Genomic DNA, 15,012 nt, shown 5'->3' with positions numbered 1-15,012 from the left:
AGCCTATTGACGCCCCCGGACGCGCGGCGATCAGTGGTTGAAGAGGATGAGCAGGAGCCCGCCCAGTACGACCAGGCCGCAGACAGCGAATGCGGCGTAGGCGCCGACGAGGGCGACGCGCTTCTGCGCCGGGCTCAGCGGGTTCTTCTTGGCGGCCTTCTTCGCGGCCTTGGCGGCGCGCTTCTGCTCCTTGGGCGTCATCACGGTCAGCGCATCGGTGAAGGTGGCCGGGATGACCACCGGCACCCGTCCCGCCCGAACGAGCAGACGCAGACCGATCGCGTAGAAAGCGACCACCGTCGCGGCGGCGAGGAGCGCCGCGATGAAGACCTGGACGAAGGCGAGCCAGTTGACGTCGACGCTCATCGGGTTCCCTCCTCGTCGGATGCGGCAGCGGACTGCGCGACGCGCTGCTGACGGCGTGTGGGGGGCGGCTCCTCCGTGAGATCGACGGCGGCACCCGAGTCGGCCACCTCGCTGCTCATCGCGTTCGCCGCGGTGACCTCGTTGCGTCGGGACCGCAGGAAGATCGCGAGCACGACGGCGACGGCCACGACGGCGCCGATGATGACGCCGATCAGCTCACCCGGTCCCTCGCCGAAGAGGTTCTCGAGTCCGACGATGAGGAGGGCGGCCAGTGCGCCGACGATGCCGGCGGCCGGAAGGGTGAGGACCCACCCGACCGTGATGCGCCCGACGGTGCGCCAGCGCACGCTCGACCCACGACGACCGAGGCCCGAGCCGATCACGGACCCCGAGGCCACCTGCGTCGTCGACAGGGCGAAGCCGAGCGCGCTCGAGGCGAGGATCGTCGACGCGGTGGATGCCTCCGCCGAGAAGCCCTGCGCGGGCTTGACGTCGGTGAGGCCCTTGCCGAGCGTGCGGATGATGCGCCACCCGCCCATGTACGTGCCGAGAGCGATCGTGAACGCGCAGGCGAAGATGACCCAGAGCTCGGGCTCGGACTGCGTCTGCCAGCCGACCGTGATGAGGGCGAGGGTGATGACGCCCATCGTCTTCTGCGCGTCGTTGGTGCCGTGCGCGAGGGCGACGAGCGACGACGTGAAGATCTGACCCCAGCGGAAGCCGTCGCGGCCGTCCGGCTTGTTGTCGTAGCGGCGGGTGACGGCGTAGGCGATCTTCGTGGCGGCGAAGGCGATGATGCCGGCCGTGAGGGGGGCGATGAGGGCGGGGAGCACGACCTTGGACAGGACGACACCGACGTTGATCGCGCTGACGGACGCGCCGACGATCGTCGCCCCGATGAGGCCGCCGAAGAGTGCGTGCGAGGAGCTCGAGGGAAGGCCGAGCAGCCAGGTGAGCATGTTCCACGTGATGGCGCCGATCAACCCCGCGAAGATGATCGCGGGGAAGATCGAGGGCGAGAGCTGATCCTCGCGGATCATGCCGCCCGAGATCGTCTTGGCGACCTCGGTCGACAGGAATGCGCCGACGAGGTTGAGGATGGCGGCCAGGAGTACCGCGACCTTGGGCTTGAGTGCGCCCGTCGCGATGGGTGTCGCCATCGCGTTCGCCGTGTCGTGGAAGCCGTTGGTGAAGTCGAAGAAGAGTGCCAGTGCGATGACCAGGACGACGATGAGTGCTGCGGTCTCCACAGTTCGCTTTCCGTCGGGAATCGGGGGAACGGGTGCCGCGGCGATCGGCGTTGCGAACGAAAAGTTCACCCAGACGTCACCAGGGGTTCAATCGGGCCTGGGAAATCCTCGCACACGATCCGCCATGGCATAACCCGCGCGCGCCCGCGAGGGTCGGTTAGCGTGGTCGGGTGACCTCCGAAGCCGTGACACCGCCCGTCGCCGACCGCCGCCCGTTCACCCGCACGCACCACGGAGACGACGTCTCGGACCCCTACGAGTGGCTGCGCGCGAAAGACGACGAGACCGTCATCGGCCACCTCGAGGCGGAGAACGACTACACCGACAGCCGTACGGCGCACCTCGCCGGCCTCCGCGAGCGGATCTTCGAGGAGATCAAGGGCCGCACGCTCGAAACCGACCTCTCCGTCCCCTCGCGCCGCGGGCAGTGGTGGTACTACGGCCGCACCGTCGAGGGCAAGCAGTACGGCATCAACTGCCGCGCCCCCATTGAGGACGTCGCGGACTGGACGCCGCCCGTGCTCTCGCCCGACACCGACGTCCCCGGCGAGCAGGTGCTCCTGGACGGCAACGTCGAGGCCGAGGGCCACGACTTCTTCTCGCTCGGCAGCCTCGACGTCTCGAACGACGGCACCCGGATGCTCTACGCCGTCGACGTCGCCGGTGACGAGCGCTACACCCTCCGCATCCGCGACCTGGTGACCGGCGACGACCTCGCCGACGTCATCGAGAACACCTTCTCCGGCGCGGTCTTCTCCCCCGACGGCCGTCACGTCGTCTACACGACCGTCGACGACGCCTGGCGACCCGACACCGTCTGGCTGCACGAAGTGGGGACGGATGCCGCATCCGACCGCGTCATCTTCACCGAACCCGACGAGCGGTACTGGGTCGGCGCCGGCTTCACGCGCAGCGACCGCTTCCTCGTCATCGGGGTGGGGTCCTCCATCACCTCGGAGGAGTTCCTCGTCCCGGCCGACGACCTCACGGCGGAGCCCCGATCGGTGTGGCCGCGCCGCGAGGGCGTCGAGTACTCGCTGACCCACGCAGTGGTCGACGGGGAGGACGTGCTCTACATCCTCCACAACGACGGCGCGTTGGACTTCGAGCTGGTGCGGGTGGCGGCATCCGACCCCACCGGGCAGCGGCACGTCGTGCTGCCGCACCAGCCGGGTCGGCGGTTGCTCGACGCGTCCGCCTACCGCGACTGGGCGGTCGTCGAGTACCGCCGCGAGGGCCTCGCGCGCGTCGGCATCCTCGACTACGCCACCGATGAGGTCACCGAGATCGCCTTCGACGAGCCGCTGTACGCCGCCGGGGCGAGCGGATCGTCGGAGTGGGCGCCCCCTGTCATCCGTCTCGGTTACGCCTCGTTCGTGACGCCCGGCACGGTGTACGACTACGTCGTGGCGACGGGCGAGCTCCTGCGGCGCAAGAGCCAGCCGGTCCTCGGCGGGTACGACCCGGCCGACTACGGTCAGGAAAGGGTCTGGGCGACCGCCGACGACGGCACGCGCGTCCCCGTTTCTCTCGTGTGGAAACGGTCGTTCGGCGAACCGGGAGCAGCGCCCCGACCTCTGCACCTCTACGGGTACGGCTCGTACGAGCACTCCATCGAGCCCGGATTCTCGGTCGCCCGCCTGTCGATGCTGGACCGTGGCGTGATCTTCGCGATCGCCCACGTCCGCGGCGGTGGCGAGATGGGGCGCCAGTGGTACGAGGAGGGCAAGCTGCTGCACAAGCGGAACACCTTCACGGACTTCGTCGCCGTCGGCCGTCACCTCGTCGCCGAGGGGTACACCTCCCCCGATCGCCTGGTCGCGGAGGGCGGCTCCGCCGGCGGTCTGCTCATGGGCGCCGTGGCGAACCTCGCCCCCGACCTGTTCGCGGGCGTCCTCGCCGGCGTCCCGTTCGTCGACGCGCTGACGACGATCCTCGACCCGTCACTGCCCCTCACCGTGATCGAGTGGGACGAGTGGGGCGACCCCCTGCACGACGCGGATGTCTACGCCTACATGAAGTCGTACACCCCCTACGAGAACGTGCAGGAGGGCGTCCGGTACCCCCGCATCCTCGCCGTCACCTCGCTCAACGACACCCGGGTGCTCTACGTCGAGCCCGCCAAGTGGGTCGCGCGCCTGCGCGAGGTCGGTGCCGACGCGTTGCTCAAGTGCGAGATGGTGGCGGGGCACGGTGGTGTCAGCGGACGGTACAACTCGTGGCGCGAGCGCGCGTTCGAGCTCGCCTGGCTCCTCGACGTCCTGGGACTGGCCGACGCGGACTGACACTTGTAAGCGGGGCCGTGGGTACGATGCCCCCATGGCACCCGTTCCCCGCTACCGCGCGGCGGTCCGTATCGATCTCGACCTCGTCTGCGCGCACCCCGACGACCTCGTCGGCGGCATGGATGACGCGTCACGCATGTCCGCGTCGTCGATGGATGCCGAGGACGCGCTGCTGTCGCTGATCGAGGTGTCGGTGGCCGACGGCGCGCAGCACCTGGTGCGGATCGCGTCCACGAGCTCGTCGATCGTGGACTCGGAGTGGCAGGGCACGTCGGGGACCCTTCCCGAGGGCTCGTCGGACACCGCGCGGGTCGCCCGGGCCGGCGCGCGCCTGGCCGGCATCGACTGGGCGCTCGACGAGCTCTTCGGCGGTTCGACGAGTGAGGCCACGGCATCCGAGCTGCGTCAGCGGACGATCATCAAAGGTCTCGTCTGGAACGCCTCGGTCCTGGTCGTCGACTGCCTCTTCGACGACGTCCGGCAGCTCGCGGACGCGGCCGACGACCGATCCGCCTGGCGGGAGACGCATGTGATCTCACAGCTGCCTCCGCAGTACGCCACGCACTACGACCGGGCGTTCGCGCAGAAGTTCCTCGCCGCCACGATCGAGGTCACCTCCCGGCTCAGCGCCTCACCCGTGTACCCTCCCACCGTCGCCCACGAGCTGGCGCTGAAGCTCGTGCTCGACGAGGCGGCGCGCAGCGCCGAACGCCTCACCGGGGACCTGCCGGAGGGCTGGCGGGAGCACCTGGACACCGTGCTGTTCCAGGACCTCGATGCGGAATCCCTCTTCGTCGATCAGGATGCGTCGAGCAAGCAGGATGCCGCCGCCGCGACTCCTCCGCTCGACTTCGCGAGCTGGTTCATCCCGTATGCGCACGCGCCGGCGCCGGCGCCGTACGCGAGCGACGATCTCAAGGAACCATCCCGCGGCTAGCACGCTCGGCCGCGTCAGGCAATTGTCAGTTTTGCCCGCGCCGATCCCGTAACATTTTGAGCCCCAGGGGGAGTACTCCACGACGGTCGGTTCGTCATTACGGATGTGAAGGTGCATCCCGGACCACCGGTCCCGATCAATCGGGATGGAGAAGACTCTGGCGTCCTTTCATCACGCCATTGAGGAGACTCCTGTGGAAATCACCCCTCTCGTCTGGGGCATCACGATCGCCGTCACGATCGCCTTCTTCGTCTACGAATTCTTCGCGCACGTCCGCAAGCCGCACGAGCCGTCGATCGGCGAGTCGGCGCGCTGGTCCGCCTTCTACATCGGTCTCGCGCTGATCTTCGGTGTCGTCATCGGCCTCATCCCGGGATGGGGCTGGGTGTACTCGGGCGAGTACTTCGCCGGGTACCTGACCGAGAAGGCGCTGTCGATCGACAACCTCTTCGTATTCCTCATCGTCATGACCGGGTTCGCGGTGCCGAAGAAGTACCAGCAGAAGGTCCTGATGATCGGCATCGTCATCGCGCTCATCATGCGCGGTGCGTTCATCGCCGTCGGCGCCGCCCTCATCGAGAACTTCTCGTGGATCTTCTACGTCTTCGGCGCGCTGCTGCTGTTCCTCGCCTATCGTCAGGCGTTCGCGCACGGTGAGTCCGACCCGGCCAACGGCAAGTTCATGCAGTTCGTCCGCCGCGTCCTGCCCGTCAGCGACGAGTACAACGGTGACAAGCTCACGGTGAAGAAGGCCGGTAAGAGGTTCGTCACCCCGATGCTGCTCGTGATCATCGCGATCGGCTTCGTCGACCTCATCTTCGCGGTCGACTCGATCCCCGCGATCTACGGCCTCACGAACGAGGCGTACATCGTGTTCACCGCGAACGCGTTCGCGCTCATGGGCCTGCGTCAGCTGTACTTCCTCATCGGCGGTCTGCTCGAGCGTCTCGTCTACCTCGCGCAGGGCCTGGCCGTCATCCTCGCCTTCATCGGTGTCAAGCTCGTGCTGCACGCGATGCATGTCAACGAGCTGCCGTTCATCAACGGGGGCGAGCCGATGCTGTGGGCTCCCGAGATCCCGATCTGGTTCTCGCTCCTGTTCATCGCGGCCACTATCGTCGTGGCCACGGTGGCGAGCCTCGCCAAGACGCGTCGCGACCGAGACCGCGAGCTCGCCGCCGGCGCACCGACCACGACCCCCTCCCCCGCAGAGACGAAGGAGCACCGCTGACCGATGGACAGCGATCATAGGATCCCGCCCACCGATGAGACCGGACCCGTCGGAGTGATCCGATGAACGATCTGGCACTGAACATCGCCCTCGTCGTGGTGTTCGTCCTGGTGGGCGGGGTGTTCGCGGCGACCGAGATGGCGCTGGTGACCCTGCGGGAGAGCCAGATCAACGCGATCTCCGCGCGCGGAAAGCGCGGCGAGAAGGTCGCGGGCCTCGCCCGGAACCCCAATACGTTCCTCTCCGCGGTGCAGATCGGCGTCACGGTGGCGGGGTTCGCATCCGCCGCCTACGGTGCGACCTCCATCGCACCGTCGGTGGCGCCGCTCATCGAATCCTGGGGCGCCGACCCGGGACTGGCCCTGACGATCGCGACGCTGATTCTCACGTTGCTGATCGCCTACCTGTCGCTCGTGCTCGGGGAACTCGTGCCGAAGCGGCTCGCCATCCAGCGGAACGCCCAGTTCGCCTACGTCGTCGCGCCTGTCCTCGACGGGTTCGCGAAGGTCATGCGACCGGTCATCTGGTTGCTGTCAGTGTCGACGAACGCCCTCGTGCGTCTGCTTGGCGGCGACCCGCACAAGACCGGCGAGGAGCTCACCGACGAGGAGGTCCGCGACATCGTCGCGAGCCACGAGGGTCTCCCCGAGGACGAGCGACGCATCCTGGAGGACGTCCTCTCGCTGCGCGAGCGTCAGCTGAGCGAGGTCATGCGGCCGCGCCCCGACGTCACCTCCCTCGACGACAGCGCGACGATCGGCGAGGCCATCTCCGCGGTGCACGAATTGCCGTTCTCGCGGTACCCCGTCGCCGACACGTCCATCGACGACATCGTCGGCTTCGTGCACGTCCGGGACCTGTTCGAGGCGGCGGCGGATGCGGCGGCCCCCCTGTCCAGCATCGTGCGACCGATCCCCTACTTCCCGTCGACGGCGCGCGTCCTCCCGACGCTGACGAAGATGCGGGCGGAAGGGCACCAGATCGCGGTCGTCGTCGACGAGTACGGCGGTACGGACGGCATCGTGACCCTCGAGGACCTCGTGGAGGAGGTCGTCGGTGAGATCTTCGACGAGTACGACGACGCAGTCGCCCCCGTGGGTGATCGCGAGATCATCGACGGGCGCCTCAACCTGCAGGACTTCTCCGAGGCGACGGGGATCACGCTCCCCCGCGGCGCCTCGGACACGGTCGCCGGATTCGTGACCGAGCAGCTCGGTCGCCTCGCGGTCGTGGGCGACACGATCGACGTCGACGGCGCGACGATCCAGGTGACCGCCATGGACCGCCGGCGCATCGCGGAGGTCCGCGTCACGCCTCGCGAGACCGAGGCTCCGGTGGCGTAGGCGCCATGTTCCGCATCACCCCGCATCCACCCGCACGCGTTCTCGTCGTGACATGAGCAGGATCGTCGCGCGGTCATGACGCACGATTGGCAGATCCACCTCTTCGTGCCGGCGGCGGCGCAACAGCCGTGGCATGACGACGAGGCGGCCGAGGTTTGGGCGCTCGCCCGTCGGGCCTGGTTCGTCGCAGGCCCGCAGGCGACTGTGGGCTGGTTCGGTTTCCGCCTGGGCCCGCGGACTGCAGTCGCTCTCGCCGAGGCGATCGAGCGCTGGACGGATGTCACCGATGAAGACGATCTGCGCGACTGGCCGGCGGATCTGCGGGAGCTTTCGAACGGCTCTCCTCAGCGCCACGCTGACGTCGTACACGTGGAGCCTGCCTCGTTCCTGCCCGTCGCACTGTGGTCCTTCACGGCCACCACGGAAGCCGCCGCCGTCGATGTCGCTGCACGCCCGCGGCCCATCGAGCACAGCATCTGGGAACCGGGAACGGTCGGATTCTGGATCGACGTCGCCACCGCCCACATGCTCCTGCGGGTTCCGTGGGGATCACAGGGCGCTCTCTCACAGCTCCGCAAACAACTGTGGTCGTGGCTCGTCGAGCGCGACGCGGAGCGGCTCAGCGCAGAAGCGCAATGAACCTGCATCCCCGTATGACAAGTACGGGTCGGGGCTTGATGGTGCCGGCTACAGGACTTGAACCTGCAACCCCCGTATTACAAGTACGGTGCGCTACCAATTGCGCCAAGCCGGCAGGTGGCCCAGTCTATCCGGGCCGCGCCGGTCACTCCGCAGGCGCGGTGGGCGTCGGCGTCTCCGCCGGTGCCGTCGGCGTGGGGGTCGGGGTCTGCTCGGTGTAGAACGCGTCGCTCGCGCTCGTGAGCACGAACTGCGAGAACTCCGCGGCATCCGACAGGGCACCCATGTAGGGCTGGCCGTTGACGAGGATCATCGGCGTGCCGGTGAGCTCCAGGCCGTCGGTGTCGGGGATGCCCGCGATCGCGCGCTCCGTGGCATCCTTCGCCCACTCGATGAAGTCGCCGTCCTCGATGCACGATCGCAGCTTCTCGGGGTCGCTCGCGCCGACGGCCTGCGCCAGGTCGGCGAGCTCGACGTCGGAGAACCCGTCGGTGTCCATCGCCGGCTGACGCGTGAGCAGCTCGGTGTTGTACGCGAAGAAGACACTCTCGTCGTGGGTCGCGACGCAGGCCGCCGCCGCGGCGGCGCGCAGCGAGTACTTCGTGCCGTTGGACTTGGCCGTGAGCATCGACACCGGGTGGTAGCTGAGCGTCGCGGCTCCCTGGTCCACCCACGTGGTGAGCTGATCGACGTTGGCGAGCTGCCATTCGCGCGCACCCGGCGAGAGGTAGTCGACGTAGACGCGGATGTCGACGGGAGCAGCGGTGGCGGATGCCGTCGGTGCCGGCGTCGCCGCCTTGTCCGACCCCGGGGTCGCCTCGACGGCGCTCTCGTCGATCGCGCCCTGGTCCGCCGCGACGCCCGTGACGTCGCTGACCGCGAAGCCGTCCGACGATGCGGTGCTCGGGGTCAGGTCACGTCCGCCCATCGTCGAGGTGACCGACCACACGACGACGGTCGCGACAGCGGCGACGGCCGCGGTCGCCAGGACGCCGAGCGAGATGCGACGAGCGATCCGCGCGCGCGACTGGCGGACGTGGACGCGCTGCGCCTTCTCTCGCACGGCCTCGCGGCGGTCGGTCGCGGATGACGGAGTGTCGCCGGAATCGGTGGACATGAAACCTCGGGAAGATCTGTGGTGGCCTCGGGGCCCGGCGCTCGGGGGTGGCGCACGGTCCGATGTTAGTCAGACGCGCTGGAAAAAGGCTGACGAGACCGCATCCCCTCTCCCGGTCCTCCCGTGCCATACTGAACACGCACCCGATGGCGGGTGTGCGGGGTCGTCCCCGCTCGCTTCACTACGGATCGTCCGGCACGTACCTGCCGGTGAAGGAGAAGAAACAATGGCGTCCGTCACGTTCGACAACGCAACCCGTCTGTACCCCGGTGGAACCCGCCCCGCGGTCGACAAGCTCAACCTCGAGGTCGCCGACGGCGAATTCCTCGTCCTGGTCGGTCCGTCCGGCTGCGGTAAGTCCACCTCCCTGCGCATGCTCGCGGGTCTCGAGGAGGTCAACTCCGGCTCGATCCGCATCGGTGACCGCGACGTCACCGACGTCCCGCCGAAGGACCGCGACATCGCGATGGTCTTCCAGAACTACGCGCTGTACCCGCACATGACCGTCGCCGAGAACATGGGCTTCGCGCTCAAGATCGCCGGTGTCGGCAAGGAGGAGCGCGCCGCCCGCGTCCTCGAGGCCGCCAAGCTCCTCGACCTCGAGCAGTACCTGACCCGCAAGCCGAAGGCCCTCTCGGGTGGTCAGCGTCAGCGTGTCGCCATGGGTCGCGCCATCGTCCGTCAGCCCCAGGTCTTCCTCATGGACGAGCCGCTGTCGAACCTCGACGCCAAGCTCCGCGTCCAGACGCGTACGCAGATCGCGTCGCTGCAGCGTCGCCTCGGCGTCACCACGGTCTACGTCACGCACGACCAGACCGAGGCCCTCACGATGGGTGACCGCATCGCGGTCCTCAAGGACGGTCTGCTCCAGCAGGTCGGCACGCCGCGCGACCTCTACGAGAAGCCGAACAACGTGTTCGTCGCCGGCTTCATCGGCTCGCCCGCCATGAACCTGTTCCCGGCGAGCCTCGCCGACGGCGGCATCCAGTTCGGCACCGAGGTCGTCCCGCTCGACCGTGACACCGTGGGCCGCGCCACCGGCAGCCAGGTCACCGTGGGCGTGCGCCCCGAGGACATCGAGGTCGGCCCCGCCGACGGTCGCGGCCTCGCGGTTCAGGTCGACCTCGTCGAGGAGCTCGGCGCCGACGGCTACCTGTACGGTCACGTCGACATCGACGGCAAGCGCACCGACGTCGTCGCCCGTGTCGACGGCCGCAACCACCCGAACGCGGGCGAGACGGTCACGCTGGCCGCCAAGCCGGGCCACGTCCACGCGTTCGACATCGAGTCGGGCGACCGCCTCAACGACAAGCCGGTCGTCTCGGCCTGATCGTCATCATCAGCAGGACCGCGGCGCGGGAAGGTCTCCGGACCTCCCGCGCCGCGGCGCGTGAGCCGGAGGTCACCGCGTGGTCCATTCCCTGAGCATCACCGCCAGCAGCGTCGACGCAGGGCTCCTCGCCCTGCCCTGGTCGACCCCGCTCGGCGAGTGGCCGAGCGACGCGATCGTCTCGCTCCCCAAAGGCCTCTCCCGCCACCTCGTGCGATTCGCGAGCCTGTCGGGGCGGGTGATCGCGGTGAAGGAGACGACCGCCGAGATGGCGCGCCGGGAGTACGAGATGCTCGGCTCGCTCGGCCGGCTCGACGTGCCCTGCGTGAGTCGGGTGGCGGTCATCGACGGGCGGCGGACGCCCAAGGGCGAACCGCTCCCGGCGGCCCTCGTCACCGCGCACCTGCGCTTCTCCCTCCCCTACCGCGCCCTGTTCACCCAGGTGCTGCGTCCCGATACCGCGACGCGCCTGGTCGACGCACTGGCGGCCCTGCTCGTGCGCCTGCACAACGTCGGCTTCTTCTGGGGCGACGTGTCGCTGTCGAACACGCTGTTCCGACGGGATGCCGGGGCCTTCGCCGCGTACCTGGTGGATGCCGAGACGGGCGAACTGCACGAGGGCGGCCTCACGCGGGGTCAGCGCGAGCACGACCTCGACGTCGCCCGCACGAACATCGCCGGCGAGATCATGGACCTCGAAGCCGGTGGCCGCCTCGAAGGCGGTGTGGATGCCGTCGCCATCGCCGACGGCATCATGTCCTCGTACCGCTCCCTGTGGAGCGCGCTGACCGAGACCGAGAGCTTCGCCGCGAACGAAACGTGGCGCATCACCGAGCGTGTGCAGCGGCTCAACGGTCTCGGCTTCGACATCGGTGAGATGTCGATCGACGAGACCGCCGACGGCACGAAGGTCCTCATCCAACCGAAGGTGGTGGATGCCGGCCACCACCAGCGACGTCTGCTCCGCCTCACCGGGCTCGACGTCGAGGAGAACCAGGCGCGGCGCCTGCTCAACGACATGGACGAGTTCGCCGCCCGCGTCTCGCGCCTCGGCAGCGACGAGGAGATGGTCGCGCACGAGTGGCTCACGCGGGTGTTCGAACCGGTCGTGAAGGCCATCCCGTGGGAGCTGCGGAGCAAGCTCGAGCCCGCCGAGGTGTTCCACCAGGTGCTGGAGCACCGGTGGTACATGTCGCAGGCGCGCGGCAAGTCGATCCCGATCGCGGAGGTCCTGTCGTCGTACATCGACGACGTCCTCCGTCACCGCCGCGACGAGGCGACCGTGATGGGACCGCCGACCGAGACGATGGCCGTTCCGGTCGTCACCGCCGATCTGCCCCTCCCCGACGAGGACGACGAGGAACAGGTCAACTGGCGCGACCTCGTCTGAGCGGGGTCAGTACCCGACGGTGAACCGCTCGTTGCGGTGCTTCGGCGACTCGATCTCGTCGAGCACGGCGATCGCGAAGTCGGCACCGGAGATGAAGGACTCGCCTTTGTCGTCGGTGACGATGACGTCGCCGCCGTCGCGGTACGAACCGGTGCGCTCCCCCGGCGCCCAGGCGCCGAATCCGCCGGCCGGGTGGATGTAGAACCATTCGCGGCCGGTCGTGTCGGCCTGCAGGTCTTCGAGGATGCCGATGGCCTCCATCGCCTCGGGCTTGATCTCCTCGGGGAAGCCGCTGTCGATCACACGGGGTCCACCCGGGGCGACGAGGCTCCCTCCGGCGCCACCGACGACACCGACCCGTACGGACAGCGGGAGCTCGCGGATCACCTCGGTGACGGCATCCCGCATCTTGCCGGCCATGTCACCGCGCGGCGACGTCGCGAACACGACGACCTCGACGCCCTCCAGCTCGGCGACGAGAGCGGGCGCGTCGAGGAGCGTGCCCTCGACGTAGGTCGCGCCGTCGACGCGTTCGGCGGGGAGCTTGCGGGCCACGGAGACGACCGTGTGGCCGCGCTCGGCGGCCTCGGCGACGATGTGGCCGCCGGCGTAGCCGGTGCCACCGATCACAGCGATACGGGTCATGGGATGCGTCCTTTCGCAGTCGGTGACGCCAGTCTGGCGCGCGTTCCTATGCCTGAGCTCTCACTCGGACGCCGCGCGCAGCGTGGCGACCTGGTAGAGCGCGACGGATGCCGCGATGCCGGCGTTCAGGGACTCGGTCGCCGCGTTGATCGGGATCGACACGATCTGGTCGCACGTCTCGGTGACCAGGCGCGAGAGACCCTTGCCTTCGGAGCCGACGACGATCACGACGGGGCGGTCGGCGAGCTCGAGCGCGGGCAGGGAGACGTCCCCGCCGCCGTCCAGACCCAGGATGAAGACACCCTGCTTCTTGAACTCCTTGAGCGTCGTCGTGAGGTTCGGCGCGATGGAGACGGGGATTCGGGCGGCCGCCCCCGCGCTCGTCTTCCACGCGGCGGAGTTCACGCCCGCCGAGCGGCGCTGCGGCAGGATGATCGCCTGCCCGCCGAACGCGGCGGTGGAACGGATGATGGCACCCAGGTTGCGGGGGTCGGTGACGCCGTCGAGGGCGACGAACAGGGGCAGCTGGCCGCGGTCGATGACCTGCTCGAGCAGGTCCTGCGGGTGGGCGTACTCGTACGGCGGCACCTTGAGCGCGACACCCTGGTGCACTCCGTCGAACCCGGCCATCCGGTCGAGCTCCTGACGGGTGACCTCGAGGACGGGGATGTCGCGGTGGGTCGCGATCGACAGCATCTCCTTGACGCGGTCGTCCATCTCGACGCGCTGCGCGATGTAGAACGCGGTCGCGGGGATCTTGGCGCGGAGGGCCTCGAGCACGCTGTTGCGCCCGGTCACGGTCTCGGTGTCGTCACCGGACTTCGCCTTGGGCGCGCGACCGCCCGTGGTCTGGCGGATCTGCGGCTTGCCACCGGCGGCGACGAACCGCTCCTTGGCGGCCTTGCGCTTCCCGGCGGGGTGCCAGGCGCGGTCCTCGGCCTTGGGGGTCGGGCCGCGCCCTTCGAGCGAGCGCTTGTTCTTGCCGCCGGATCCCTTCGTGGGACCCTTCTTGCCGCGTCCGGCGGACGGGTTGCCTGGCTTAGCCATTGTTCAAACTCCAATGGGTCCCTTCGGGACCGTCTTCGAGGACGACGCCGGCCGCCGCGATCGCGTCGCGGATGCGGTCGGCTGCCGCCCAGTCTTTCGCCGCGCGGGCCTCCGCGCGCTGGTCGATCATGGTGGTGATGAGGGCGTCGAGGGCGGCGTCCGCGGCGGCGCCGTAACCGACCGCTGTCGCGGAATCGTCTGCGGGAAGTCCGAGGACCTGCAACATGGCGACGACGCTCCCCCGGTGCGTGATGGCGGTCGCCAGGTCCCCCGCATCGACCGCCGTGTTGCCACGGCGCACCGTGTCGTGGAGCACGGCGAGCGCCTGCGGCACGCCGAGGTCGTCATCCATCGCCGCCGCGAACGCGTCCGGGATCCATCCCGGACGCAGTGCCGTCGCGGGATGTTCGGTCGCCCGCAGGACGCGCTGCAGGAACGAGTCGATCCGACTGAGCGCCGCCTCGGCCTCGGCGAATGTCGAGGCGGAGAGATCCAGATTCGAGCGGTAGTGGGCGGCGAGCAGCGCGTACCGCACCACGACGGGGTCGTTCTCGGCCAAGACGTCCTCGGCGAGCAGGAAGTTGCCGAGCGACTTCGACATCTTCTGATCGCCGACGGTCACGAGGCCGTTGTGCACCCAGTACCGGGCGAACGGATCACCGGCGGCGGTCGACTGCGCGAGTTCGTTCTCGTGGTGCGGGAAGCGCAGGTCGAGGCCCCCGCCGTGGATGTCGAACTCGGGCCCGAGGTAGCGCCGGCTCATCGCCGAGCACTCGATGTGCCAGCCGGGACGGCCCGATCCCCAGGGCGATGCCCATGCGGCATCCGCCGGTTCGCCCTCCTTCGCGCCCTTCCAGAGGGCGAAGTCGCGCGGATCGCGCTTGCCGCGCGGATCGGCGTCGGCGGCGGACTCCATCGCGTCGACGGACTGGCGGGTGAGCGACCCGTACTGCGGCCAGGACCGCACGTCGAAGTACACGTCACCTGCCGCGGCGTACGCGTGGCCGGCCTCGATGAGGCGTTCGATGAGTTCCTGCATCTGCGGGATGGATGCCGTCGCCCGGGGCTCGTACGTCGGGGGCAGGATGCCGACCGCGGCATACGCGCGCGAGAACTCGAGTTCGATCCGGTACGCCAGCGCCCACCAGGGCTCGTCGTCGGTCGCGTTCGCGAGGACCTTGTCGTCGATGTCGGTGACGTTGCGGACGAACGTGACGCGACCGAAACGGTGGGCGAGCCACCGACGGAGGACGTCGAAGCTCAGCGCCGCGCGGACGTGGCCGATGTGCGGCCCCGACTGGACGGTCGGCCCGCAGACGTACATCGTGACGTTTCCGGGGTCGGCGGGCGCGAAGTCGCGCAGCGCCTGAGCCTGGGAATCGTAGAGCCGAACCGTCACCGGTCCATGCTACCGGCGGGTGGCGGAGGCACC

13 protein-coding genes and 1 tRNA gene are annotated in these 15,012 nt (G+C 69.1%); 7 read left to right on the top strand and 7 right to left on the bottom strand.

Going from position 1 to position 15,012, the window contains the following annotated elements:
• Positions 1-30: 30 nt before the first annotated feature.
• On the bottom strand, positions 31-366 hold the full coding sequence (locus AYL44_RS10065) for a hypothetical protein (RefSeq protein ID WP_064003149.1): 336 nt from the start codon (positions 364-366) through the stop codon (positions 31-33).
• Positions 363-1,616, bottom strand: a complete 1,254-nt coding sequence (locus AYL44_RS10060) for an inorganic phosphate transporter (RefSeq protein ID WP_064003148.1) — start codon at positions 1,614-1,616, stop codon at positions 363-365. The genes AYL44_RS10065 and AYL44_RS10060 overlap by 4 nt, the downstream gene beginning before the upstream one ends.
• A gap of 185 nt (positions 1,617-1,801) precedes the next feature.
• Between AYL44_RS10060 and AYL44_RS10055 the strand changes: the two genes are divergently transcribed.
• The 5 genes from AYL44_RS10055 (at position 1,802) to AYL44_RS10035 (ending at position 8,051) form a co-directional block, all read left to right on the top strand.
• Positions 1,802-3,901, top strand: a complete 2,100-nt coding sequence (locus AYL44_RS10055) for a S9 family peptidase (RefSeq protein ID WP_064003256.1) — start codon at positions 1,802-1,804, stop codon at positions 3,899-3,901.
• Between the two features lie 34 nt (positions 3,902-3,935).
• Entirely contained in the window at positions 3,936-4,838 is a 903-nt protein-coding gene (locus AYL44_RS10050; protein WP_064003147.1) for a hypothetical protein, read from the top strand.
• 193 nt (positions 4,839-5,031) lie between these two features.
• Positions 5,032-6,069 carry a TerC family protein gene (locus tag AYL44_RS10045; RefSeq protein ID WP_197471638.1) on the top strand — a complete coding sequence of 346 codons (1,038 nt, stop codon included), beginning with the start codon at positions 5,032-5,034 and terminating at the stop codon, positions 6,067-6,069.
• Between the two features lie 62 nt (positions 6,070-6,131).
• On the top strand, positions 6,132-7,412 hold the full coding sequence (locus AYL44_RS10040; RefSeq protein WP_064003145.1) for a hemolysin family protein: 1,281 nt from the start codon (positions 6,132-6,134) through the stop codon (positions 7,410-7,412).
• Between the two features lie 75 nt (positions 7,413-7,487).
• Positions 7,488-8,051 (top strand): hypothetical protein, encoded by a 564-nt coding sequence (locus AYL44_RS10035; protein WP_064003144.1) that lies wholly within the window; start codon positions 7,488-7,490, stop codon positions 8,049-8,051.
• Positions 8,052-8,090: 39 nt separating this feature from the next.
• Here the strand turns inward: AYL44_RS10035 and AYL44_RS10030 are convergent.
• Both AYL44_RS10030 and AYL44_RS10025 read right to left on the bottom strand, forming a co-directional pair.
• Positions 8,091-8,166: transfer RNA gene (locus AYL44_RS10030), tRNA-Thr, on the bottom strand.
• 30 nt (positions 8,167-8,196) lie between these two features.
• Positions 8,197-9,168: a DsbA family protein gene (locus AYL44_RS10025; protein WP_064003143.1), complete on the bottom strand. Its 972-nt coding sequence runs from the start codon at positions 9,166-9,168 to the stop codon at positions 8,197-8,199.
• A gap of 226 nt (positions 9,169-9,394) precedes the next feature.
• Here AYL44_RS10025 and AYL44_RS10020 point away from each other — a divergent pair, with 226 nt between their 5' ends.
• A complete protein-coding gene (locus tag AYL44_RS10020; RefSeq protein WP_064003142.1) occupies positions 9,395-10,498 on the top strand; it encodes an ABC transporter ATP-binding protein in 1,104 nt (367 codons plus the stop codon).
• A gap of 79 nt (positions 10,499-10,577) precedes the next feature.
• Positions 10,578-11,888, top strand: coding sequence for a DUF4032 domain-containing protein (locus tag AYL44_RS10015; protein WP_064003141.1), 1,311 nt, complete (start codon positions 10,578-10,580; stop codon positions 11,886-11,888).
• Positions 11,889-11,894: 6 nt separating this feature from the next.
• Here AYL44_RS10015 and AYL44_RS10010 read toward each other — a convergent pair whose 3' ends face one another.
• From AYL44_RS10010 to cysS, 3 genes are read right to left on the bottom strand one after another with little or no spacing between them, the layout of a single operon-like run.
• A complete protein-coding gene (locus AYL44_RS10010; protein ID WP_064003140.1) occupies positions 11,895-12,533 on the bottom strand; it encodes an NAD(P)-dependent oxidoreductase in 639 nt (212 codons plus the stop codon).
• Positions 12,534-12,593: 60 nt separating this feature from the next.
• Positions 12,594-13,580 carry a 23S rRNA (guanosine(2251)-2'-O)-methyltransferase RlmB gene (gene rlmB / locus AYL44_RS10005; RefSeq protein ID WP_064003139.1) on the bottom strand — a complete coding sequence of 329 codons (987 nt, stop codon included), beginning with the start codon at positions 13,578-13,580 and terminating at the stop codon, positions 12,594-12,596.
• On the bottom strand, positions 13,573-14,979 hold the full coding sequence (gene cysS / locus AYL44_RS10000) for a cysteine--tRNA ligase (RefSeq protein ID WP_064003138.1): 1,407 nt from the start codon (positions 14,977-14,979) through the stop codon (positions 13,573-13,575). The genes rlmB and cysS overlap by 8 nt, the downstream gene beginning before the upstream one ends.
• Positions 14,980-15,012: the final 33 nt, after the last annotated feature.

The sequence above is a fragment of the Microbacterium oleivorans genome (assembly GCF_001644225.1).
In the GTDB taxonomy this organism is placed as follows: domain Bacteria; phylum Actinomycetota; class Actinomycetes; order Actinomycetales; family Microbacteriaceae; genus Microbacterium; species Microbacterium gawkjiense.
This window is presented reverse-complemented; position numbering and strand designations above follow the sequence as displayed.